At 38.9% G+C, this 19,217-nt stretch carries 36 protein-coding genes and 1 other RNA gene; 17 read left to right on the top strand and 20 right to left on the bottom strand.

Annotated features, from left to right (window positions below):
• The 18 genes from F981_RS16765 to F981_RS16840 all read right to left on the bottom strand — a co-directional run.
• Positions 1–340: terminase small subunit (locus tag F981_RS16765; RefSeq protein ID WP_004723585.1), on the bottom strand; the 340-nt coding region annotated here is incomplete at its 3' end.
• The gene (locus F981_RS16770; RefSeq protein WP_004723586.1) at positions 337–717 is read right to left on the bottom strand and encodes a hypothetical protein; all 381 of its coding nucleotides are present in this window, start codon (positions 715–717) and stop codon (positions 337–339) included. The genes F981_RS16765 and F981_RS16770, both read right to left, overlap by 4 nt.
• A complete protein-coding gene (locus F981_RS23970; protein ID WP_004723587.1) occupies positions 714–884 on the bottom strand; it encodes a hypothetical protein in 171 nt (56 codons plus the stop codon). The genes F981_RS16770 and F981_RS23970 overlap by 4 nt, the downstream gene beginning before the upstream one ends.
• On the bottom strand, positions 884–1,066 hold the full coding sequence (locus tag F981_RS16775) for a hypothetical protein (RefSeq protein ID WP_004723588.1): 183 nt from the start codon (positions 1,064–1,066) through the stop codon (positions 884–886). Before F981_RS16775 ends, F981_RS23970 begins: the two co-directional genes overlap by 1 nt.
• A 64-nt stretch (positions 1,067–1,130) precedes the next feature.
• Positions 1,131–1,490, bottom strand: coding sequence for a Gp49 family protein (locus F981_RS16780; RefSeq protein ID WP_004723589.1), 360 nt, complete (start codon positions 1,488–1,490; stop codon positions 1,131–1,133).
• A 58-nt stretch (positions 1,491–1,548) separates the two neighbouring features.
• Complete coding sequence (locus F981_RS16785; protein WP_004723590.1) at positions 1,549–2,007, bottom strand: DUF2335 domain-containing protein; 459 nt, start codon at positions 2,005–2,007, stop codon at positions 1,549–1,551.
• Positions 2,008–2,026: 19 nt separating this feature from the next.
• Positions 2,027–2,242 carry a hypothetical protein gene (locus F981_RS16790; RefSeq protein WP_004723591.1) on the bottom strand — a complete coding sequence of 72 codons (216 nt, stop codon included), beginning with the start codon at positions 2,240–2,242 and terminating at the stop codon, positions 2,027–2,029.
• A 685-nt stretch (positions 2,243–2,927) separates the two neighbouring features.
• Positions 2,928–3,362 (bottom strand): hypothetical protein, encoded by a 435-nt coding sequence (locus F981_RS16795; protein WP_004723592.1) that lies wholly within the window; start codon positions 3,360–3,362, stop codon positions 2,928–2,930.
• A gap of 9 nt (positions 3,363–3,371) precedes the next feature.
• Complete coding sequence (locus tag F981_RS16800) at positions 3,372–3,629, bottom strand: hypothetical protein (RefSeq protein ID WP_004723593.1); 258 nt, start codon at positions 3,627–3,629, stop codon at positions 3,372–3,374.
• Positions 3,629–4,060, bottom strand: a complete 432-nt coding sequence (locus F981_RS16805) for a RuvC family protein (protein ID WP_004723594.1) — start codon at positions 4,058–4,060, stop codon at positions 3,629–3,631. The genes F981_RS16800 and F981_RS16805 overlap by 1 nt, the downstream gene beginning before the upstream one ends.
• A gap of 48 nt (positions 4,061–4,108) precedes the next feature.
• A complete protein-coding gene (locus F981_RS16810; RefSeq protein ID WP_004723595.1) occupies positions 4,109–4,351 on the bottom strand; it encodes a hypothetical protein in 243 nt (80 codons plus the stop codon).
• Complete coding sequence (locus F981_RS16815) at positions 4,348–5,145, bottom strand: adenine nucleotide alpha hydrolase family protein (protein WP_004723596.1); 798 nt, start codon at positions 5,143–5,145, stop codon at positions 4,348–4,350. The genes F981_RS16810 and F981_RS16815 overlap by 4 nt, the downstream gene beginning before the upstream one ends.
• Positions 5,142–5,957 carry a hypothetical protein gene (locus F981_RS16820; protein ID WP_004723597.1) on the bottom strand — a complete coding sequence of 272 codons (816 nt, stop codon included), beginning with the start codon at positions 5,955–5,957 and terminating at the stop codon, positions 5,142–5,144. Before F981_RS16820 ends, F981_RS16815 begins: the two co-directional genes overlap by 4 nt.
• Positions 5,954–7,318, bottom strand: a complete 1,365-nt coding sequence (locus tag F981_RS16825; protein ID WP_004723599.1) for a replicative DNA helicase — start codon at positions 7,316–7,318, stop codon at positions 5,954–5,956. The genes F981_RS16820 and F981_RS16825 overlap by 4 nt, the downstream gene beginning before the upstream one ends.
• Positions 7,315–8,130, bottom strand: coding sequence for a helix-turn-helix domain-containing protein (locus F981_RS16830; RefSeq protein ID WP_004723600.1), 816 nt, complete (start codon positions 8,128–8,130; stop codon positions 7,315–7,317). Before F981_RS16830 ends, F981_RS16825 begins: the two co-directional genes overlap by 4 nt.
• The gene (locus F981_RS23975) at positions 8,127–8,285 is read right to left on the bottom strand and encodes a hypothetical protein (RefSeq protein ID WP_171066954.1); all 159 of its coding nucleotides are present in this window, start codon (positions 8,283–8,285) and stop codon (positions 8,127–8,129) included. Before F981_RS23975 ends, F981_RS16830 begins: the two co-directional genes overlap by 4 nt.
• A gap of 59 nt (positions 8,286–8,344) precedes the next feature.
• A complete protein-coding gene (locus tag F981_RS16835; RefSeq protein ID WP_004723602.1) occupies positions 8,345–8,701 on the bottom strand; it encodes a hypothetical protein in 357 nt (118 codons plus the stop codon).
• 8 nt (positions 8,702–8,709) lie between these two features.
• Entirely contained in the window at positions 8,710–8,901 is a 192-nt protein-coding gene (locus F981_RS16840) for a Cro/CI family transcriptional regulator (RefSeq protein ID WP_004723603.1), read from the bottom strand.
• A 101-nt stretch (positions 8,902–9,002) separates the two neighbouring features.
• Between F981_RS16840 and F981_RS16845 the strand changes: the two genes are divergently transcribed.
• From F981_RS16845 to F981_RS23990, 17 genes are all read left to right on the top strand, one after another.
• The gene (locus F981_RS16845; protein WP_004723605.1) at positions 9,003–9,746 is read left to right on the top strand and encodes a S24 family peptidase; all 744 of its coding nucleotides are present in this window, start codon (positions 9,003–9,005) and stop codon (positions 9,744–9,746) included.
• Positions 9,747–9,756: 10 nt separating this feature from the next.
• Complete coding sequence (locus F981_RS23980; RefSeq protein WP_004723606.1) at positions 9,757–9,933, top strand: hypothetical protein; 177 nt, start codon at positions 9,757–9,759, stop codon at positions 9,931–9,933.
• Between the two features lie 168 nt (positions 9,934–10,101).
• Entirely contained in the window at positions 10,102–10,314 is a 213-nt protein-coding gene (locus F981_RS16850) for a hypothetical protein (RefSeq protein WP_004723607.1), read from the top strand.
• Positions 10,315–10,378: 64 nt separating this feature from the next.
• Entirely contained in the window at positions 10,379–10,516 is a 138-nt protein-coding gene (locus F981_RS23985) for a hypothetical protein (protein WP_004723608.1), read from the top strand.
• Positions 10,517–10,518: 2 nt separating this feature from the next.
• Positions 10,519–10,896 carry a hypothetical protein gene (locus F981_RS16855; RefSeq protein ID WP_004723609.1) on the top strand — a complete coding sequence of 126 codons (378 nt, stop codon included), beginning with the start codon at positions 10,519–10,521 and terminating at the stop codon, positions 10,894–10,896.
• Positions 10,893–11,288, top strand: coding sequence for a hypothetical protein (locus F981_RS16860; RefSeq protein WP_004723610.1), 396 nt, complete (start codon positions 10,893–10,895; stop codon positions 11,286–11,288). Before F981_RS16855 ends, F981_RS16860 begins: the two co-directional genes overlap by 4 nt.
• Entirely contained in the window at positions 11,288–12,346 is a 1,059-nt protein-coding gene (locus tag F981_RS16865; protein ID WP_004723611.1) for a coiled-coil domain-containing protein, read from the top strand. The genes F981_RS16860 and F981_RS16865 overlap by 1 nt, the downstream gene beginning before the upstream one ends.
• Before the next feature lie 10 nt (positions 12,347–12,356).
• Positions 12,357–13,346: a recombinase RecT gene (locus F981_RS16870; RefSeq protein ID WP_004723612.1), complete on the top strand. Its 990-nt coding sequence runs from the start codon at positions 12,357–12,359 to the stop codon at positions 13,344–13,346.
• On the top strand, positions 13,346–13,567 hold the full coding sequence (locus F981_RS16875) for a DUF7446 family protein (protein WP_004723613.1): 222 nt from the start codon (positions 13,346–13,348) through the stop codon (positions 13,565–13,567). The genes F981_RS16870 and F981_RS16875 overlap by 1 nt, the downstream gene beginning before the upstream one ends.
• Entirely contained in the window at positions 13,564–14,223 is a 660-nt protein-coding gene (locus tag F981_RS16880; RefSeq protein WP_004723614.1) for a hypothetical protein, read from the top strand. Before F981_RS16875 ends, F981_RS16880 begins: the two co-directional genes overlap by 4 nt.
• Positions 14,224–14,272: 49 nt before the next feature.
• A complete protein-coding gene (locus tag F981_RS16885) occupies positions 14,273–14,617 on the top strand; it encodes a hypothetical protein (RefSeq protein WP_004723615.1) in 345 nt (114 codons plus the stop codon).
• 78 nt (positions 14,618–14,695) lie between these two features.
• Positions 14,696–15,256, top strand: a complete 561-nt coding sequence (locus tag F981_RS16890) for a hypothetical protein (protein ID WP_004723616.1) — start codon at positions 14,696–14,698, stop codon at positions 15,254–15,256.
• On the top strand, positions 15,249–15,641 hold the full coding sequence (locus tag F981_RS16895; protein WP_004723617.1) for a hypothetical protein: 393 nt from the start codon (positions 15,249–15,251) through the stop codon (positions 15,639–15,641). Before F981_RS16890 ends, F981_RS16895 begins: the two co-directional genes overlap by 8 nt.
• A complete protein-coding gene (locus tag F981_RS16900) occupies positions 15,638–16,117 on the top strand; it encodes a class I SAM-dependent methyltransferase (protein ID WP_004723619.1) in 480 nt (159 codons plus the stop codon). The genes F981_RS16895 and F981_RS16900 overlap by 4 nt, the downstream gene beginning before the upstream one ends.
• Positions 16,114–16,593, top strand: a complete 480-nt coding sequence (locus tag F981_RS16905; protein ID WP_004723620.1) for a hypothetical protein — start codon at positions 16,114–16,116, stop codon at positions 16,591–16,593. Before F981_RS16900 ends, F981_RS16905 begins: the two co-directional genes overlap by 4 nt.
• A gap of 66 nt (positions 16,594–16,659) precedes the next feature.
• On the top strand, positions 16,660–17,229 hold the full coding sequence (locus F981_RS16910; protein WP_004723622.1) for a GIY-YIG nuclease family protein: 570 nt from the start codon (positions 16,660–16,662) through the stop codon (positions 17,227–17,229).
• Positions 17,229–17,402: a hypothetical protein gene (locus tag F981_RS23990; protein ID WP_004723623.1), complete on the top strand. Its 174-nt coding sequence runs from the start codon at positions 17,229–17,231 to the stop codon at positions 17,400–17,402. The genes F981_RS16910 and F981_RS23990 overlap by 1 nt, the downstream gene beginning before the upstream one ends.
• Here the strand turns inward: F981_RS23990 and F981_RS16915 are convergent.
• Positions 17,399–18,544, bottom strand: coding sequence for a tyrosine-type recombinase/integrase (locus F981_RS16915; protein ID WP_004723624.1), 1,146 nt, complete (start codon positions 18,542–18,544; stop codon positions 17,399–17,401). The two genes, F981_RS23990 and F981_RS16915, sit on opposite strands and share 4 nt — an antisense overlap.
• Positions 18,545–18,737: 193 nt before the next feature.
• Positions 18,738–19,096: a transfer-messenger RNA gene (ssrA, locus tag F981_RS23400) on the bottom strand.
• Positions 19,097–19,217: the final 121 nt, after the last annotated feature.

Genomic DNA, 19,217 nt, shown 5'->3' on the forward strand with positions numbered 1-19,217 from the left:
GCCACTGGTATTGATGGTCTTCACCCCAACAAAAACGGCAATTTACTAATTTGTGTTTTACCAGTTCACGCGGATCAGCTGTAGCAACTGCCCAAAGACGAGATAAAACATCGACCTGCTCAATATGTAATTCTTTTGCACGTTCACCTTTGAGGAAGTTGATGCGATCCTGCATATCAGGATTGCTCCACGCCCTCCAAGAAGTGCTCTTATCCGCATACCCTGCCAATTCACCAGCTTTGGCAATGTTCAAGCATTTTAAGTATTCTTGTGCTAACCGTTCGCGACGATCATCTTCTAGTGGCTCACTCCCTGCTGGAAGTTCGATTTCATCTGTCATCTTGCCTCCTGTTCACTTTCCTCATACATAGCAAATAAATCTTGGGCAATACGCTGTATCGAATATGCTTCAAACTCCACACTCGGCTTTTTTTCACCCATAAGCATTTTTATTCGCTGCCAAATATGAACCGCTTCATGTAATAAAAGCCCATGAACTTCAATCAGTGTTCTTTCGCTGCAATCGCCCAATTGAACAATGCAATGCTTACCTTTTTCGTAATAATCAACCTGAGCACCAGCACCCAAATGCATGAATTCTTGTGTATCATTTACATCATCAAAAAGTATATCGAACTGGTCTTGATTGCGAACAAGTGTGTATTTCGAATGCTCAAAGGGTGAAATATACCATTCTGGAACATAGTTATTATTCACTTACTTAACCCCAACTCTAAATTACGAATGAAGTCATTAATCTGCTTCACTCTCAACTCACACTGATTCTTAAACGCCCACGTTGAATTGAGATGATTAAGTGAGAGTAAGCGTGCTTTATCTTCTTCGAGTAGCTTGAGGTTCTTTTGTGCTTCGGTTCTGTCCATCACAACCGACCTTGACGTTTATACTTACGTCTTTTGGCTTGACTGATCTTATTGGGTTTTGATTTGCCTTTTACTGGTTCTCGCCATTTGATTGAATCCCAATCACTGGCATGTCTTTTAACAGGCTCGGCAAACGCTGCGCTCATACCCAATGCTACTAATACAATTCGACCTAAGCGCATGGCTTTCTCCAAGACAAAATAAAACCCCTTTCGGGGCAAAGGAAACGTAGCGAAAGGTTATGAATTATTTATTTAATTCAGCCTGATAAAGCTTTTCTTTTAGAAGATAACCTTCCAGTTGCCAAATCTTGTTACGTGCATTTTCATACGCAATCTTTTGACCGATAATCTTGTCGAAATTTTCAGGGCTTGCACAAGCTGACTCACCTGTGACTGTAAAACCATTTTCCAAAGTTAAAATGCAAATGGTTAAACACGGGGTGCTTTTATCACTTTCCCAATCACCAATAGCATAAGCAGGCTCAACATCACCAGTTAAGTAACGAATTGCTCTGACTTTTGAATCAATAAGATCAGGCGTTAATCGTGGTGCATTCAGACCTTTGTCTTGAATTTCTTGTTCAATTTGCTTTTCGTTTGGCATCTTCACTTTCCTCTAGGCATTAAAAAACCCCTCGGAAGGGGTTTTGGTTTTTACTAATTTATACCGTTGGCTTTCCTGGATCTGGAGTTGCAGGAACTTTTCTTAAAACCAATATTACAAGTATTGCAGCTAAGGTTGAAAATGCAACTGTTGCAACCCAAGGATAGCCCATATATAGCGCATATATTGCAATACCTAAGATTCCCAAACCCATAACAACCCCAGATATCAACCCAAGTAAGAACAGCGTTGAGTTGTTCTTTTGGTTTTCAATATTTGCGGTGTTAATCCTATTATTTTCAAACATTTGATGGCGAGTAACTTCATGACTCATGGTTTGTTCATTCTCAACAATTTCCATAAGTCTGCTAGCTAAGCCGGGTTGAATCTCTTCAAATGCTTTAACTAATTCTGGTGGGGGATATGGAGAGTAGCTTTCAGCTTCTTCTACAGCAACAGAAACATCATTTCCCGTCTTAGTAGCAACTCCACGCTTGGTTTTATTATGTTGAGACATATAATACGATTGATTTGGGTTAGTTTAATTCTGGTTGTTTATTAAGTAAATCACACTTGATTTTCCGAGTACCCGTTGTCATCCTTTTACCAACTGTTTCCCAGTGCTTAGCTGAATTTCCAGCAGGTCTTTGTTCTTCAATTTCAGCAGGCTTTACGGCTTGTACTGGAACTCTAGGTGCCAATACGAAAGCTGCTATCATGCCTTCAGTAAAGTACTTCATACCCTTGTTCATTTGCTTGCCCTTCTTTAATTGATTGTCGTTAAAATTCAAAAAGAACTTTTAATGACAAAAATACCCTCTTATCATTGGATAACAGGGTTTATGTAAGCAATCTTATTTGATGGTGACAACACTGTCAATATGAAATCATTTCTAAATGTCAAGACTTGTAATCAAACAAGTGCGTTAAATGCTGTCGCGCAGCGTCATCTATTAGTTGTTTTTTGGCTTTTATAAGTGTAACACATCTAAACCTGCACCACCTTCCCACACTTCCGACACTCTCTCACTGTAAAGAAATCTGAATATTCCCAAATGTGGCGACAAAAGATTTGTTTGATTCGGAGCATGTTGTTCTCCTTGGAATTAAAAAGGACGTGGTGATCTGCCACATCCTTGCCTTAGATTACGATATTGATCAGCTCGGCAACTGATCTACCGCTACTCAACACGACAAACATCTCAAAGTTAGCTATTGATCTGTTCTGTGTCTTTCAATTCCATTGGTCGGGGAGTCACCCACAATTTAAGGCTCTGAGGCTAACTCAATGTGTGACGAAATCACATTGGATATATTGGTTGCCTTTTTGCAGACAACAAAAAAGCCCACATTTCTGTGAGCTTCATATCTAGTGGATTACCATAACTTCGCCCACTATAACAGAAATATGCCATATTGCGGTCGACCAGTCAATATCTATCCAATCTTCATGCGGTTATCACGAGAATGAATGGCAAACTTCGCACAGCTGATCATTGTGTGAGTCATTTGTTTAGATTGATTAGTAATCTCAGCCACAGCACTTAGACTTCGATTCTCCACCTTGTGCTTAACCAAACACATCACCGCATACTTAACTTGATAATCTACTGAATCACTTTTAAAAATACTTCTCAGCAATGCCTGTACCTGCTCTGCCTCAAAGTCACTAATTTCACAACGGATATAACACCTCGAGTTACGTGGCGTTTTATCCGCTTCACGAATCAACCAATAGATCTGATTAACATGCAACCCATCAGGCAATTCACCGCCTTTCAAACGAGCGGTTTCACACCAAGCGCCAAATTGCTCAAGCCATCCATCAATTGTGTATTTAGACCAGTCCATAATTCTCACCGCTGCGTTCATAATTGCCCCTTAAACTTCTGCCTGCTCAATCTTGTTACGAACCTTTTCTCGATTCGCTTCACCACTTGCAATCTGCTTGTAAATACCCTTGAACTGCCATGCCACATAAATAATAAGAATTGGTGAAAATATGATTCTCAACAAAATTAAAAAGAACTTTATTGATGCTTCTAAATAATCCAGTGCGTCATACCATTGATCCTTGAACCAACCTTTTAAAAACTGCTTCTGCCAGCGATAGGCAAGATTGATTGCATCTCTATCCATCAAACCATCCCCCAAATCAACATACCTGCATCACGCTGTTCCTGATTCGTTCGACCTTGCCAGCCTGTAATGCGATTAAATTCTTCTGAATTCTTTTTGGTTTTGGTTGGTCTTACTTCAACCACTGCTAAACCGAAAGATTTCGCCATTTCTACAAGTAATTTGCCTGTTGCATGGTTCTCACCTACATTCTTGGCAATTCGCTCTCCTGCGCGCTTAGATTGACCAATACGACTATGTAGATTTGATTTTTTATTCATCCACCCTGCCTCGATCACCACTTTCTTGATCTGATCCTGGTGACTGCGGAATAGCTCAACAGTTTCAGCAAAGGTTAAATTCTTCAGCTCGAATGACTGTCCTAAGACAGCCACCCCTGATTTTTCTAAGTCTGGATCAATGCCGATGATGAGGGGTTTAGGAATTTGCATTGTTTCCTCACACCTTCTCAATCAAGTTTTCAGAGTTGTTTATAGTTGTCATAGTGCCACCTTAAATAATTCTTTTGCTTTGTCTGTTGCAGTAAACCCAAGAGGCTTGGCATTATCAGATTTCAAATACCCTGCTTCTCTTAGTTGATATGCGAAACGTTTTGATTTCGAATAGTTCCCATCAATCCATTGTTGAATATCAGCAATTGAAGTTTTGCCTCGCTTTTCAATTGAGTTCTTTAAAACCAAAACCATTTTTTCGAATTGTTCTACTGTGCTGTGAGCTTTCATTCTGTACCCTCATAACAATCGCAAGGCATGTCAGGTACAAAGTGATCCATAAATGCATCTTGCTGCTGATAAATTGATTTCCATGAAAAATTGCGCCCCAAACCCTTAATTTCTTTTAGATCCGCCTGTTGTTCCATTGTTAAAGCCCTATACATCAGGTCCGGATGGGTTTGCTCCAGCCATTTAATCTCGCTTGGTTTTGAATTTGGGCAAAAGAAGCATGATGATTTCCCAGGTAGTACTAAGCCTTCATTCTGGATCGCTTGAATGCATTCAGCCCTACCCATATTCCACTCAATTAGCGGATAAATACGGGTGAATTTATCGTTGTATTCTTTATTTGCTCGATATGGCTCATCAGCATCAAAACCAATCAACTTAACTAAGCGATAGCCATCTTTTAACGCTTGTCTAGCATAAGGATTTTGATTAATAGCCTTATCTTGAGGCTGAATCTTGAACCGCTGACTACATGTTTTAAAACCATAAGCAACACTAGGTAATGCATTTCGATTTAAGCAATCTTGTTCGAGTGTAACGTTTGGTGCTTTCACAGTAATAATCGATGGGTAGCCCTTTGTGGTAAGCCATTGCGACATCCAGTAGACATGGTGATATGTAAATGGCCTCTCTCCACCTGTATCTGCAAATAGAATTAAATCTATTTTGATACCACGATTTACACATTCAATCAGAAGTGCAGTAGAGTTTGTGCCACCACCGAAACTACAAATTACAAAGTCTGTTTCTAAGATTAGTTTGTGTTCAGTAAAAATTTTATTTAATGCATTCACACCCCACCTCCTACGCTTTCTAACTCCAAAAACTTAACTACTTTCCAATTGTTATCTTCTTTGGCGATTAAGCAGCTAAATGAACAATCAATATCAGGCTCATCTTTGTATCTACCCATTTTGGGATTTAATTCATCTAAAAAGATTGGACCATCTTCATTTTTTAAAATTGAATGCCCGATTTGACGTTCAACTTTCGCCATGCGATCAAATGTGTCAGGGAAATCTTTGCGAATCTTGTTCCAGTAACCCGCTCCACCTTTCACACAGCCAATGCAGTTATTGTTCAAATAACCAAGCTCATACATTTTCGGTATGCGTATGCCTGCGTCTTGAAGCATTGCAAGACAATCCGCCTTGGTTAGATCTGATTCAATAAGTGGAAAATATGAATTAAGACTTGGATTTCTTTCTTCAAAATCTTGAGCACGATCTATTTCAGCAATGTCATACCCAAATACGTGCAAATCGCCCTCTTTTTGAAACATTCCACGGGGAATTCTTTTTAGCTGAGTTGTACATGGCGCACCATTTACACCCTTCAAAAACCCTTTCTTAAAAACTTCATATATTGAATTCAAGCCTTCCGGGTATCTTGGATTAATGATTCGAATAATTTCTTGACCAAACCATTGTTCACATTCATTAAAAAAACGTTCGTTATCAGAGTGTTCTTCTATAATTGGACTATTCGCAATTACTACTGGCACATTAGGGAAAATCTTAGGCGCCTGTTCAAGCATAATTTTGGTTGCCACAGCAGATGCAGCACCACAACTGAACCAGCAAACAATTCGTTTCACTGCATTCATACTGACTCCCCTTGCATCATTGCGTAATATTCAGGACTTAAATCTGCAAAAGTTGAGCGAGCTAAGTCAGTTGCTAATTTCACTGTTCCGGTTGAACCATTACGTGCTTTACCAATAATGATTTCAGCCGTTCCAGCCTCTTTAGATTCCTTGTTGTAAACCTCATCACGGTAGATAAACATGATGATGTCTGCGTCTTGTTCTAAATCGCCAGACTCTTTTAAATCAGCATTTACAGGGCGTTTATTTGGTCTGTTTTCAAGGTTTCGGTTGAGTTGAGCCAAAGCAAATACTGGGCATTCAAAATCACGAGCAATCTTTTTCAATTCCCCTGAAATCTCGCCAATATCTTTGTCAGAGCGACCATAATTGTTTTTAGTGAGTGGAGTTACACGCTGGATATAATCAACAAATATCGCACCAACTTTCCCATATTCAGCTTGTACTTTTCGTGCTGATCTACGGATCGTTGAAGTCGTTGAACGAGCATTGTCATCAATCATCAAAGGTGCTTTTTCTAAGATCATTGCAGCAGTATTAATCTTTCCGCAGTCCTCAATTTGAGCCTTACCACTTAAAACTTTTCGCAATTCAATCTGACCAATTCCACTAATCATCCGCTGCGCAATCTGTTTGCCTGACATCTCGATTGAAACGAACAAAACTGGTAGACCTTGATTAACCATCATGTCTGCTGCAAAGTTCTGAGCGAGTGTGGTTTTACCCATGCTTGGGCGTGCACCGATGATGACTAAATCACCTTTGCCAACTTCACCCAGCTTGTTATCCAACTCACAGAAGCCAGTACGAATACCGCCATCAAAAGGCGTATTGTTATGCAAAGCTGTATGTCGCTCTAAAAACTCCTTGATTGCGTCCTTAGAGAACTCATGAGCATGTTTAAGGCGATTGTCTACCGAACCTGTTTCTAAGCCACTGACGAGAGCCTGTGCACGATTTAAGGCGGTTTCTGATGTGTACGAAACCATATCAACTGCGGCAGTTCCAATCTGCTTACTCACATCTTGAATCTTTCTGCGTACAGCAAAATCTTTAAGTTTTTTAAGGTGTGTTGGTAAAAGCGAATGTGGGCAGTAACAACCCATCAGATTGAGAATAAATTTCTCATCAACCGCTTTGACTTCAATCGCATTAGCACGAATCAGCTCCCAAATCATCACTTGGTCATACGCTTCGCCTTTCACAAACTGCGATTTCACATGTGACCAAATAATTTGATGTTGAGCTGCATAGAAATCACTTGAATCAATCTGCTCAATGTACTCATCCATGCCTTGCTCAGTACCGATCACAGTAGACAAAATCGCTTGTTCAACAGGGATAGAAAATAATTCAATCATTGGTCCATCCCCTTGAATGTTTTACGTACGCCTTTGAATTCAGTGCTTGGTGCTTGCTGTGGTTGTTCAGGTTGAGAAACTTCGATGTACTCAGGATGTAATTTCACGTGACGTTCAAACTTGTCAGAAATCCAATTTGCAAACTTGTAGAGTTTTTTTGCATCAGACAAAACTTGACCATCGAAATGAGCGTTGAATGCTCCAAGCTCAAATTCAAAACTTGGTAATCCAAAAATGAATTTTAAATTTTGACCATGGCCCTTTTGCTGAAGAACTCCGATCAATTGATTTTGATTTGGAATCCACTCGTGTTGACAAGAGAGATTCATTGATAGGTTAATTGGTAGGTTCTGTACCCCAAAATTGGGATCGTTCACGATACCGTTTTTGGGTTCGTTACCCTCCAAAATTGGGTTCGTTTGTTCTGCTGAATTAACCCCTTTTTGGGTGTGTTTAATAGCACCGTTTTTGGGTTCGTTATCTTTATCAATAAACCCTTTTTTGGGTTCGTTATAACTATCCCGATTTTGGTTTTGTTCTCTTGATTGCACACCAACTAATTTTAAAACTCGAACCTTGTTTGTGGTTCCCATTTTTTTACCAGTATCAGCAACCAATCCTAAATCGATAAGTTGATTTACGACTTTTTGAACAGTCTTGATATTCAAAACTGTGTCTTTTGCCAATCTGCTATTGCTTGGGTAGCAAGTATGGTGCTCACCTGCACGATCAGCCAATGAAAGCAAGACAAGGCGCTGTGCTGAACTTTCAACTGGTGCAGTCCACGCCCAATTTAGCGCATCAACACTCATGCGTTTGCTCCTTGTATAAATGCCCATAGTTCAGCCTTTGCAACTGCCACAGACTGAGCAGTCGGAAGTGAGCGCTTTTCAGCGTGTTCTTCGACTGCCTTTTGAAATAAATAAATCTTTCGCTGTAGCTCAATGTCTGTTAAAATTTTATGCATATTCATTTCCATCTCGTTATGAATTACTAACCACTCCAGTTCGCGCTGGCAGTGGTTTTTTAATACCCAAATTCTTCTAAACGCGGTGCAATTGCCGTGTGTTGAAAATCATTAATTTCAGACGCTCTATTCATTGAGAGGCGTGCTAAAAAGAAAATTGAATCAATCAGCTGCTTGTCATAGCATTGATATTGTTCAGGAATAATCTTCAACCCAAGCTTATCCAACAAAAGGCAAATCGTTTCAAGATCAGTCAAGCCATTGTTTTTCTTGTCGTTCTTAAACTTTGATACCCAAGGACCATCAAATCCTATTTCTTCTCCTAGAGTGGCATTTACTACACTTCCAAGAGATTGCAAAACGAGCGAGTGTGTATTTCTAGCTCTTGCGCTTAATTCAATTGATACTTTGCTCATGGTGGTTCCTAAGCAGAAAGCGCTTGTAGGTTGGCTTTTAATTTGCCTTTGGTTAGAACTTGGATTCTTGCTTGTGTATCTACAGGAATACCTCTATGACGCCATTTGCTAATGGTTCCTCTAGTGACCCCAAGAATCGTTTTAGTAAGTTGAATATCGTTTTCAACTCTAAAGTGGGTTTTTAAGTCATCAACTGTCATGGTTTACCTTTATAAACTTTTAGTTTCCATTAGTAAACCATAAGTTTATTTTTAAATCAATATGTTTGTTTACTATAGGAAACATTAAAGAGGATGTTTTTATGAGCACTATCAGCGACCGAATAATTCAAAGAATGACAGAGCTAAAAATTCGACAAGTTGATTTAGTAGAAGCTACTGGCGCCACAAAAGGTGCTGTGTCTAAATGGGTTGCAGGAACAAATATTCCTAAAGCTGAATTCTTACCACCCTTGGCTAAAGTACTTAAGACATCACAAGACTGGTTATTAACTGGCGAGAATGAACCAAAGAAAAATAACTTTAATATGCAAGAATTTATGGATAAACATGGATTAACACGAAAAGAAGAATCTTCATTCGATGTTAATGATATCCATGAGCCAACAGTTGTGGACTATGAAATTGAAAATGGATTTATTTGGATTGATGTAGTGGAAGCAAACTTTTCATGCGGTACTGGTGAATCTATAGAGTTTCACTTTGATGTTATTAATGGGAAATATCCTTTTCCCCCGTCATTCTTTCAAAAGAAATATGTTGACCCAAAAAGCATGAGAATCATTAAAGCTAAAGGCGATAGCATGTCTGACTTTATTCATGATGGTGACCTGGTGGGAATCGATATATCTCAAACCGATATTATAGATGGCGAAATTTATGCTGTTTATTTTGAAGGTGAAGGCATGATAAAGCAGATATTTAAAGAAGAAGGTGGAAAATTAAGCCTTCACAGTTTAAATCCAAAATATCGTGATCGTGAAGTGAGTGAGCTAAATGGTCTGAATTTCAAAGTAATTGGTCGTCAGTTTTGGCGCGCAGGCTAAGGAGAATTTAATGTCACCAGAGGTTATGGAATCAATAGCACTTGAAATCACTAAGATAAGAATGAAAAAGAAATCTGATGCTGATTTTATGTATGAAGATGATGATGCATTTAATTGGGCAATTACATATGCTTTAGCTCTTGAACACGTCAAAGATGCAGCAAATAAGATAAACTTTAATGACTAGCAATCTAGAATAATCTACCCGCTATACGCGGGTTTTCTTTTGCCTATAGAAAAATAAAGTTTCCAATAATAAAAATAAAGTTTCTTTAAATAAACTTTTTGTTGACAACAAAGTTTCCTTTGGTAAACTAAACCTCATACACAAACAAACCTTCTCAGTGAGATAAAAATGGAAATTCAAAATTTACGCTTACAACTCCTTAAGCTTTCAGACGGTCAAGTTGAACACGCTCAAGCAATGGAGAAATACGTTTTGGAAGGTACTGGCTTAAATCAGCAAATGGGCGAAGCGGTAAAAACTGCGGAAGTTGGTGAAGATCCAGTGGATGAAAAGTGCGGATGCTTTATCTGCTTAATCAATCAATTTCAAAAAGCTTTTTAATTTTAAATAAAAAAGCCCTCACGACTCGACATCAAAGGGCTTTTACTCAAAGAGTGAGAATATTATGTCACACAAAAAACCACAACGTCTACTGACGATCGAACAAATTGTTAAGCGAGCATTTATCCAGGATGTATTCCTTGGCTCAATCATCATCTTTTTGATCGGTGCGATGTTCTATATCGCTTTGGTAAGGGGGTGAGTATGGAACTTATTTCAGGAAAAGAAGCTCTGATTGCTTTGGCGAATGGTGAGGAAGTTGAAAACTGGAATGGCAATGTCTGGTGGGCTGTAGAGAGTAATTGGCAAATTGGTGCATTCACTAAAACAGATAGAAAATTCCGCCTCAAACCTCGCACCATCACTTTAAACGGTATTGAAGTGCCAGCGCCATTTGAGCCGAAGGTGGGTGATGTGTATTTCATTATTCATCCAGCATTCAAGCATGGATATACCAGCAACACTTTCACTGATGCGGAGAGACATAGGGATTTTATTAAATACGGTGCATGGCGCTCCTTAGAAGAAATCAAACAGGTAGTTGATGCGTTACGCAAAGTGTTTAAGGAGCCACAACAATGAATATGCTTTCTAATTACGCTCCTGAAGCACCTACTTTTCAAAATCTTGTAGTTGCTGATGAGCCTGATATTAAAGGATCAACAGTCCACTTCTCGCTGATTGTACCGAATTACAGCGCTTGTTACGTGTCTGCTGTAGTTGAAGCAAACCAAACAACAAGTTCACTTGCTTGGAACAATACAAGTGATCCGCAAAATGATGTTGATGTGGATTATGACTTGCTTGAAGTAGCGACTTGGCACCGTCCTGTTGTTGAAGATTATGACGATATTTTTGCAGCTCATGGACTTCAATTTGCACTGACAAATAGCCAAGTTCACGCACTCAATGAAATGCTTAAAGCGCATTTTGAAGAAGAAAAAGTTAATGAATTAAAAGGGGTTGCAGTATAATGGAACTACAAGTATTAGAACAAAATGTGATTGTTTCTGCATTCAACAATGCGAATGGCATTCAAGCAATTGTTGATCAAATTAAAGTCCAAGTGAGCAGTATTGTTCCTGATGTGACAACTGCAAAAGGACGTAAGGAAATTACCTCACTAGCTTATAAAGTTGCTCAATCAAAATCAGCAATCGATGCTGAGGGCAAAAAACTCAAAGAGCAATACACGGTTGTTACCAACAAAATTGATGCTGATCGAAAATTTGCTCGTGATGAATTGGATGCTGAGCGTGACCGCATTCGTCAGCCTTTAACAGACTGGGAAAATGCGGAAAAAGACCGTGTGGCTAAGCATGAAGCGGCTATTCAAGAAATTAAGCATTTTGCAAATAACGAATTCTTAATCACAGCATATTCTTCGCTGATTGAAGGAACAATTGCAGCACTTAATGACAAGGTAATTGATTCTCCTTATGAAGAGTACGAAGAGCAAGCCAAACTTGCAAAATTTGAAACACTTGAAAAATTGCGCAAAGCACTCTCTGAAACTCAAGCTCTTGAGGCTGAACGTGCTGAATTAGAGCGCTTACGCCAAGCTGAAATCGAGCGCCAGCAGAAAGAACGTGACGAAAAAATTGCACGTGAAGCAGCGGACAAGGCACGTGTTGAAGCTGAAGCAAAAGCTCTTGCGGATCGCAAAAGAGCCGAGCAAGAAAAGCTTGAAGCAGAACAACGTGAAGCACGATTAAAGCTTGAAAAAGAACAGGCTGAATTGCGTGAACAACAATTAAAGCAACAAGCTATAGAGCATGAAAAGCAAGCTGAAATTGATCGCCAAAAAGCGGTTGAAGCTGAGCGTTTGCGTATTGAGAAAGAGGCTCAAGCAAAAGCGGATGCTGAACTTAAAGAACAGCAAGCACGTGAAGCAAACAAAGCTCATAAAAAGAAAATCTGTAATGAAGCGCTTCAAGGTCTTGTGAAGCTTGGTGTTTCAGAAGAATTGGGCAAACAAATTTTACAGGCGATTCACAAAGGTGAAGTGCCACATGTATCAATTAAGTTTTGAGGATTAGAAGATGAATGCACCAGTAAAAACAGAAAATCAAATCGCTGAAAGTAAGCCAAAAACGGTAAAAGCTTATGTATCAGATATTAAAATTCGTCAAAAATTTGAAGAAATTTTAGGTAAGAAATCTCAAGGATTCTTAGCATCTGTTATGCAAGTTGCTAACCAGCCACACCTTTTAGATGCTGTTCCAGCTACCGTGATTAATGCTGCAATGATGGCAGCAACGCTTGACTTGCCAATCAATAACAACCTTGGATTTGCTTATATTGTTCCATATTCAACTGATGCTAAGGATAGCAACGGTAGAAAGATTCCATTGCTAGACAAAAATGGTAATCAGGTCAAAAAACAATACAAAGGTAGGGAATATCCGCAATATCTAAAAGTTGTAGAAGCTCAATTTCAAATGGGATACAAAGGATTTATTCAGCTTGCTCAACGCTCTGGACAATTCAGTCGTATTGCTGCAACACCTGTTTATCAAGGTCAATTGATTTCAGCAAATCCCCTGCTTGGTTATGAATTTGATTGGACCATTGAAAACAAAGGTGAAGCTATTGGTTATGTGGCTTTCTTTAAATTGCTTAATGGCTTTACTGCTGAACTTTACATGACTAGAGCAGATATTGAAAAACATGCAGGACGTTACAGCCAATCTTTTAAATCGGGTTTTGGGGTTTGGAAAGATAACTTCGAATCAATGGCACTTAAAACAGTAACTAAGCTTCTATTGTCTAAGCAAGCACCGCTTTCAGTTGAAATGCAACGAGCACAAATTGCTGATCAAATGATTGTTCGTGATGTTGATAGCGTTTCAGGTGATTACATTGATCACAATGAATCGGTGGCAAATCTTGAAGCACCAAAACCAACGCTGAATGATGATGAGTTTGATGCAGCGCTTGAACAGTTGAATGCTGGTGCGATTGATAAGGCTTATATCTTGAATGGTTACACATTGACAGATGCGCAGCGTGTTGCGGTGGAGGCTCAATAATGGCTAAAAATCCAATCAAGATCATGTCATCAATACTAACAAATACAATTTATGCAGGTCGTGTAAACCCGAAAAATCAAATGTTTGTTGGTGAAAAAGAGGATGTTACAGACACGGCAGTTTCAGCGGTGGCTCAATATCTGCTGCATAAGGGTGTTGTTCTTGAGTTTCAATCTCAGGGTAAAAAATACCGCTTAGAGGTAAATGAGGCGTCAGAATGAAACTATTCCGCTGCTCATCCCTACATAAACTTATTGGTGATGGTCGCTCTAAAGCGGCTGTCATCAGTGATACCGCAAAGTCTGCAATCCGTGACATCGTGAAAGAAGACTTATACGGTTTTCGCTCATTCACTGGCAACCAGTACACGCAAAAAGGCAATTTGCTTGAAGATTTAGCGATTCAAATGTCTGGAAAGATGCGTCTACGCAATTATCAAAAACATGTTGGTCGTGTTCAAAATGAGTTAATCACTGGCGAGTGTGACGTTCTTGATCTCAAGAATAAGCTGATTATTGATACCAAATGCACTTGGGATATTGGTACTCACCCATTCTTTGCAGATGAAGCAATGGGGAAGGTCAAAAAGGCTGGCTATGACGTACAGATGCAAGCGTATATGTGGCTGTATGACTGCGATGTAGCGAATATTGATTTTTGGCTATTCCCTTGCCCGCCTGAATTGTTGAACGGTTGGGATGACATAGATCAATTGGTTCACCTGGTAGAAAAGATTGATATTCGAGAGCGCAAAACAACTGTAGTTATCGAACGTGATGAATCAATCATTCAGAAGATCAAAGACAAGATTCCCCTCTGCCAAGCTTATTACGAAAAGCTTTATGCAGAACGCAAACGAGGGAGATTAGCAGCATGACCCTCCTAAAACTTTACTTTCAACTTTGGCAAATGGCGTGGTGGTTGTGATGGAAATAAATCAATTAAAACCTGTAGATGTTGTGCGTGATGAGTATGGTTCATGGATTCATCCAGAATACCGTAAATACTTGGATGAGCATCACGAAAACCAAGAATGGCTTTCGCAAAGTGAATGGGATGCTATCAAGCGTCACTTCAATATCGAAACTGTCTCATTTTATCTTGAAAGCTGCACCTCAATGGATGATTGGGAAAAAATGATGGAAAACGCAGATTTAACAGATTGGAAGCCAATCGCTCCAAATGGATTTTTCTTAATGGATATTCACTTTACAGAAGATGATGCAATAGCTGTATTTGCTCGTCCGATTCGTGAAACTGAAATAGCTTAACAACAAATTCAAGCAAAAATCTGCGCATTATCATCAAAAAATAGGATTTTGCGCAAATAAATGCACATAGGTGATGAGATGGATATTAAAAATACAGCAATTACTGCAACAATGGTTATTCAGTCCTTAGTAAAGCTTCTTGAAAATGAAGATGTTGATATTTCTTCTGTGAAATTCAAAGTTGGATCTGAAGGCGATGGATATGAAAGTCCAGAATTTGAATTGGAAAAGTTGATTGATTTGGCTTATGAGGGTTTGGAAAAGATAAAACAACAAGCCACCCATGAAGGATCAGATTTACGTTTTGAACAAGAAGATGATGCGGTATGGGTATTTAATGGTGATAGTCAACAAGGTGCTGAAATTATTCATTTAATTACTTCTCACATTGATGATTACAATGAAGATGATGTACGTCTAATTTGTCACTATGCAGCGAATGAGATAGATCGGCTTAGAGCAAAGTTAGCCAAAGCCACCCCTCAAGGGTTTGTTTTAGTGCCGAAACAACCAACTCCAAAAATGATTGATGCGACATGGAATTTTGATGAGGAAATTCAAGACATGAGCCATAACTCACGTAATGAATTTATCTATAACGCCATGATTGCAGCAGCACAGGAGCCAACCAATGACTGAAATTCAACAAACAAACATTGCTGTGGCCAACTACATCATTGATGAGCTGCACAAGGATAAGCCTTTCACCATGTCTCTTGATTTCAATCAGACTGTTGCATTGAGTGAAATCTTGTCGGAATCTCGCCATTTGCATAGCAATTGTATTAATGCGTTAGCCGTTGAGGTGCGAGTTCATGTAATCAACGATAATGGTTTAAAGTTCCCTATTACAGATAAAAACGCTGACGTTATCTATCACGTACTGTCAAATTATATTGCAGTATATGAGAAGCCGAAAAACTGCATTGATACATTCATTGCAAGCGGTGAATTTGATAAGGCTTTTCGTGATGTGTTTGGGTTGCCAAGTGAAGTGGTCAAGAGTTTGGGAGAAGTGGCGTGAATCAAAAATTACTTGATCCTTGTTGTGGTTCTCGCATGTTTCATTTTGATCGTCAAAATCCGAATGTGACTTTTGGCGATGTTAGAAAAGAAAATCACATCCTTTGTGACGATCGCCAATTAATTATCAATCCTGATATTCAAATGGATTTTCGCAATATGCCATTTGAAGATGAAAGCTTCCATGGTGTTGTATTTGACCCACCTCACCTATTACATGCCGGTGATAAAAGTTGGCTTGCTTTGAAGTATGGGAAACTTGGCCAAGATTGGAAGAATGATTTGGACAAAGGTTTTTCGGAATGTTTTAGGGTTCTTAAACCAAATGGAATTTTAATTTTTAAGTGGAATGAAACTCAAATCAAAGTTAGCGAAATTTTAGCATTAACAGATCGTAAACCATGGGTTGGTCATCCAAGTGGAAAACGAGCCAACACTCATTGGATTTGTTTTATGAAAGATGGGGGTGTGGCGTGAAAATCAAACTAGAAATTGATGTTCCTGAGTTTGAGTGGGTCGATACACCAACATTGTACGCAACTCCACTTGGTGATTTTTCCGATCTACTTGAAGTCAATCAAATTAAAAACCTGATCGAATACCTACAGCGACTAGATGACATCGAATGGATTATTAATTCTGATCATCAGCGTGTACGACATCCATTCTGTCGTGAATTAATTCGGGATCAGTTGAGATTCATACCTGAGAACTTAATTTGGCATGTTGGAGAGAAGCTGAGCTATTTCCTAATGGCTTTCACAAAAATGTCAGGTTGTGAATTTTCAGAATATAAATTCAAACATGAGGTCTTATCTAACGGTAAAAAGATTCAATTTAAAACATTCTCCATGATGTTCAACACAGAGGATGAAGCATTACGACATATCGCAAAAATCTATACAAGCCGTGTTGGGTTTGAATTTATAAAAGAAGAAAAGGAGGAAGGTTGATGGAAGAACTGCCACACGTGATTATTCACAAGACTACGGAATACCCTACTGGCTTAAAATCAGCTAATGAAATTGCTGGACCTGATACATTGCCTTTGGAAAAAACTTATTGCTTATGCTGAATCAGGGTATTTACCACATTATAGAATTGATGGTGGGGATTATCTATTTAAGGTTTCGGAAGTTAAAAGTTGGATTTCTAAAAACCTTATGGTTCGTTGCAATGGTGCTGATTTACCATTTAATTTAAAAATCACAGTGCCAGCAGAACAAATTACAGAACAAGCGCCATTTAGTATATGTAATTTGAAAGGGTTACAGCAGGTTCCCAAATACGGTTTTAACTCTGGTGTCTACTTCTTATGTTGGGGTACCGAGGTTGTATATGTTGGACAAAGCACAAATCCATCAGCACGCATTGCAAGCCATGTGTCTGAAGCTAAAAAAATATTTGATCGAGTGTATTTGTTACCAGTGCCAGAACACGATTTAAATAATGTTGAGGGTGCATTTATTGATGCACTTAAACCAAAATATCAAGGCGGTATGCGTTCTGGTAAAGGTAAGCCACTTTTACCACCAATGACACGTACCACCAAAGAGACTTTTGCAATTTATGAAATGGAGGTGAGATAATGAAATGGTACTCTATGACACAGGTTGCCAGTGAATTAGGTGTATGTCTAAATACTTTTAAAAAATACTATTTAGAGAAATATCCACCCGATCAAGAGTTTGGTGTTCAGAAAAAATATACTGCATCAACCGTGGTGCGAATGAAAAAAGAAATATTAAAGGAAGGCGCTTAATTAGCGCCTTTCATCCAGCTATCTACTTGTTCAGAATACCACTTCATCAACTCTACCCTTTCATCCCAATATTCAGCTCTGTTGTAGATGCCGCGAATACGATCTTTAGGAACGTGCGCAATTTGATATTCAATTACATCAGGCCTGAATAGTTTTGAGTTATTGGTGTGGGTAGAGAATAAAGATCGAAAACCATGTGTAACCATCTGCCCTGCATAACCATTTCGCTTAATGATTGCTAAAATGCTTTCAGATCGGACATGCTCACCTGGATTGCGAGTGTGCTTAAAAATATATCCATTATCAGTCTTATGGTCATATAGCTCTTTAAATAGAGCGTAAGTTTGATCAGTCAAAGGAACAACATGATCTCTACGCATTTTCATACGAGATGCAGGAATCACCCATTGCCTATTCTCTAAATCTATTTCGCCACTATCCCAGCGAGATTGAAGCAACTCTGAAATACGAACGGCTGTGTAACATGCAAGCTTAAGAGCGTGTAACAGTTCTGGTGTAACATTGCTTTGTGTTACACGCTTCCAAAATTCAGGCATTTGCTCTGCATCAAGGCTTGGCATATTGCGAACAGTTTGCTGTGGTATAACATCAGAAATCAAAGTACATGGGTTTTTCTGTGTATAGTCCGATGCGATTGCAAAGTTAAAAATCTCATTGAGTAATCTAAGAGAGCGTTTTGCTGTTTCAAGTGTTCCCTTATTCACGATTTCTTTTACTTTCTTAACAATAGTTTTTCTATCAACTTCATCAATTGGTTGGGTCGAGAAATCTTCTGTAATGTAATTTAAGCGATAAACCACTGTATCTACATATTTTTTACTTGACCATCTTGGCGTCATTAATTTAAGCCATTCATCAATGACAGCTTTGACAGGAGGCGAGTCTAAGGTTTTACCTTGAGCTTCTGATTTAAATTGTCTTGCCAGTTGGCGAGCATCTTTACAACCTAGATCAGGATATTCACCAAGACTTTTCCTTGTTTGTTTACCATTTACTCGATAAGAAACAATCCATTTTTTCTTACCTGTTGGTGATACATCAATAGATAAGCCCTCACCATCTGCAAGAGAATATCGTTGTTCTTTTGGTTTTAGACTTTTTACTTGTGAATCTGAAAGCATGTAGCACCTGTTACACGTGTGTCACTCCTGTGTAACATCATATCTTGATAGTGCATTATTCTCAAATGATGTTAGTGATAGAGTGTGATAGTATTTTAGGCATTAAAAAAGCCCTGAAACTGTTAAATTTCAAGGCTTTATTAAGTTTCATGATACATCGTATAACTAAGTGACAGATCATGATTTACAAATTTGGTGGAGATGGCGGGAGTTGAACCCGCGTCCGCCAACACTACACTCGAGAATACTACATGCTTAGATATCGTCAATTATTTTAACATTAAGTGACCCGACGAACAGGGTACAAAACGCGATCCTCTAAGTTTAGTATAAAGCCCCGAGGCTTGACTTTATACGGACTTGTGTGCGTGCGCTACAGTCGGGTCCACTGACCACAAGTATTCAGTGAAGCGGACAAGCTGCCCTTAGGCAGCTAGAGCGTAAGATTCGTCGTTTGCGACTAAAATATGCAAATTTGATTTACGAGAGAAAATGCGCTCTCGGCATGCATCTATGAGCTTCATCATCGGCGTCGAAGCCAATAACATCCCCAGATAACACGGCCATCATAACATAATTGTTGCAAATTAAGCAGATAATTCACTACATTTATATCAAATGATGCGCCTAGTTCTATAATTGCGCTACTATCACTATTTTTCAAGGGACAAAT

This window comes from Acinetobacter guillouiae CIP 63.46 (genome assembly GCF_000368145.1).
GTDB lineage: Bacteria > Pseudomonadota > Gammaproteobacteria > Pseudomonadales > Moraxellaceae > Acinetobacter > Acinetobacter guillouiae.

Bases quoted from the DNA above. Each gene is read 5' to 3' on its own strand.
- F981_RS23970 (WP_004723587.1), bottom strand. From the start codon at position 884: ATGGACAGAACCGAAGCACAAAAGAACCTCAAGCTACTCGAAGAAGAT.
- F981_RS16775 (WP_004723588.1), bottom strand. From the start codon at position 1,066: ATGCGCTTAGGTCGAATTGTATTAGTAGCATTGGGTATGAGCGCAGCG.
- F981_RS16780 (WP_004723589.1), bottom strand. From the start codon at position 1,490: ATGCCAAACGAAAAGCAAATTGAACAAGAAATTCAAGACAAAGGTCTG.
- F981_RS16785 (WP_004723590.1), bottom strand. From the start codon at position 2,007: ATGTCTCAACATAATAAAACCAAGCGTGGAGTTGCTACTAAGACGGGA.
- F981_RS16790 (WP_004723591.1), bottom strand. From the start codon at position 2,242: ATGAACAAGGGTATGAAGTACTTTACTGAAGGCATGATAGCAGCTTTC.
- F981_RS16795 (WP_004723592.1), bottom strand. From the start codon at position 3,362: ATGAACGCAGCGGTGAGAATTATGGACTGGTCTAAATACACAATTGAT.
- F981_RS16800 (WP_004723593.1), bottom strand. From the start codon at position 3,629: ATGGATAGAGATGCAATCAATCTTGCCTATCGCTGGCAGAAGCAGTTT.
- F981_RS16805 (WP_004723594.1), bottom strand. From the start codon at position 4,060: ATGCAAATTCCTAAACCCCTCATCATCGGCATTGATCCAGACTTAGAA.
- F981_RS16810 (WP_004723595.1), bottom strand. From the start codon at position 4,351: ATGAAAGCTCACAGCACAGTAGAACAATTCGAAAAAATGGTTTTGGTT.
- F981_RS16820 (WP_004723597.1), bottom strand. From the start codon at position 5,957: ATGAATGCAGTGAAACGAATTGTTTGCTGGTTCAGTTGTGGTGCTGCA.
- F981_RS16825 (WP_004723599.1), bottom strand. From the start codon at position 7,318: ATGATTGAATTATTTTCTATCCCTGTTGAACAAGCGATTTTGTCTACT.
- F981_RS16830 (WP_004723600.1), bottom strand. From the start codon at position 8,130: ATGAGTGTTGATGCGCTAAATTGGGCGTGGACTGCACCAGTTGAAAGT.
- F981_RS23975 (WP_171066954.1), bottom strand. From the start codon at position 8,285: ATGCATAAAATTTTAACAGACATTGAGCTACAGCGAAAGATTTATTTA.
- F981_RS16835 (WP_004723602.1), bottom strand. From the start codon at position 8,701: ATGAGCAAAGTATCAATTGAATTAAGCGCAAGAGCTAGAAATACACAC.
- F981_RS16840 (WP_004723603.1), bottom strand. From the start codon at position 8,901: ATGACAGTTGATGACTTAAAAACCCACTTTAGAGTTGAAAACGATATT.
- F981_RS16845 (WP_004723605.1), top strand. From the start codon at position 9,003: ATGAGCACTATCAGCGACCGAATAATTCAAAGAATGACAGAGCTAAAA.
- F981_RS23980 (WP_004723606.1), top strand. From the start codon at position 9,757: ATGTCACCAGAGGTTATGGAATCAATAGCACTTGAAATCACTAAGATA.
- F981_RS16850 (WP_004723607.1), top strand. From the start codon at position 10,102: ATGGAAATTCAAAATTTACGCTTACAACTCCTTAAGCTTTCAGACGGT.
- F981_RS23985 (WP_004723608.1), top strand. From the start codon at position 10,379: ATGTCACACAAAAAACCACAACGTCTACTGACGATCGAACAAATTGTT.
- F981_RS16855 (WP_004723609.1), top strand. From the start codon at position 10,519: ATGGAACTTATTTCAGGAAAAGAAGCTCTGATTGCTTTGGCGAATGGT.
- F981_RS16860 (WP_004723610.1), top strand. From the start codon at position 10,893: ATGAATATGCTTTCTAATTACGCTCCTGAAGCACCTACTTTTCAAAAT.
- F981_RS16865 (WP_004723611.1), top strand. From the start codon at position 11,288: ATGGAACTACAAGTATTAGAACAAAATGTGATTGTTTCTGCATTCAAC.
- F981_RS16870 (WP_004723612.1), top strand. From the start codon at position 12,357: ATGAATGCACCAGTAAAAACAGAAAATCAAATCGCTGAAAGTAAGCCA.
- F981_RS16875 (WP_004723613.1), top strand. From the start codon at position 13,346: ATGGCTAAAAATCCAATCAAGATCATGTCATCAATACTAACAAATACA.
- F981_RS16880 (WP_004723614.1), top strand. From the start codon at position 13,564: ATGAAACTATTCCGCTGCTCATCCCTACATAAACTTATTGGTGATGGT.
- F981_RS16885 (WP_004723615.1), top strand. From the start codon at position 14,273: ATGGAAATAAATCAATTAAAACCTGTAGATGTTGTGCGTGATGAGTAT.
- F981_RS16890 (WP_004723616.1), top strand. From the start codon at position 14,696: ATGGATATTAAAAATACAGCAATTACTGCAACAATGGTTATTCAGTCC.
- F981_RS16895 (WP_004723617.1), top strand. From the start codon at position 15,249: ATGACTGAAATTCAACAAACAAACATTGCTGTGGCCAACTACATCATT.
- F981_RS16910 (WP_004723622.1), top strand. From the start codon at position 16,660: ATGAAATTGCTGGACCTGATACATTGCCTTTGGAAAAAACTTATTGCT.
- F981_RS23990 (WP_004723623.1), top strand. From the start codon at position 17,229: ATGAAATGGTACTCTATGACACAGGTTGCCAGTGAATTAGGTGTATGT.
- F981_RS16915 (WP_004723624.1), bottom strand. From the start codon at position 18,544: ATGCTTTCAGATTCACAAGTAAAAAGTCTAAAACCAAAAGAACAACGA.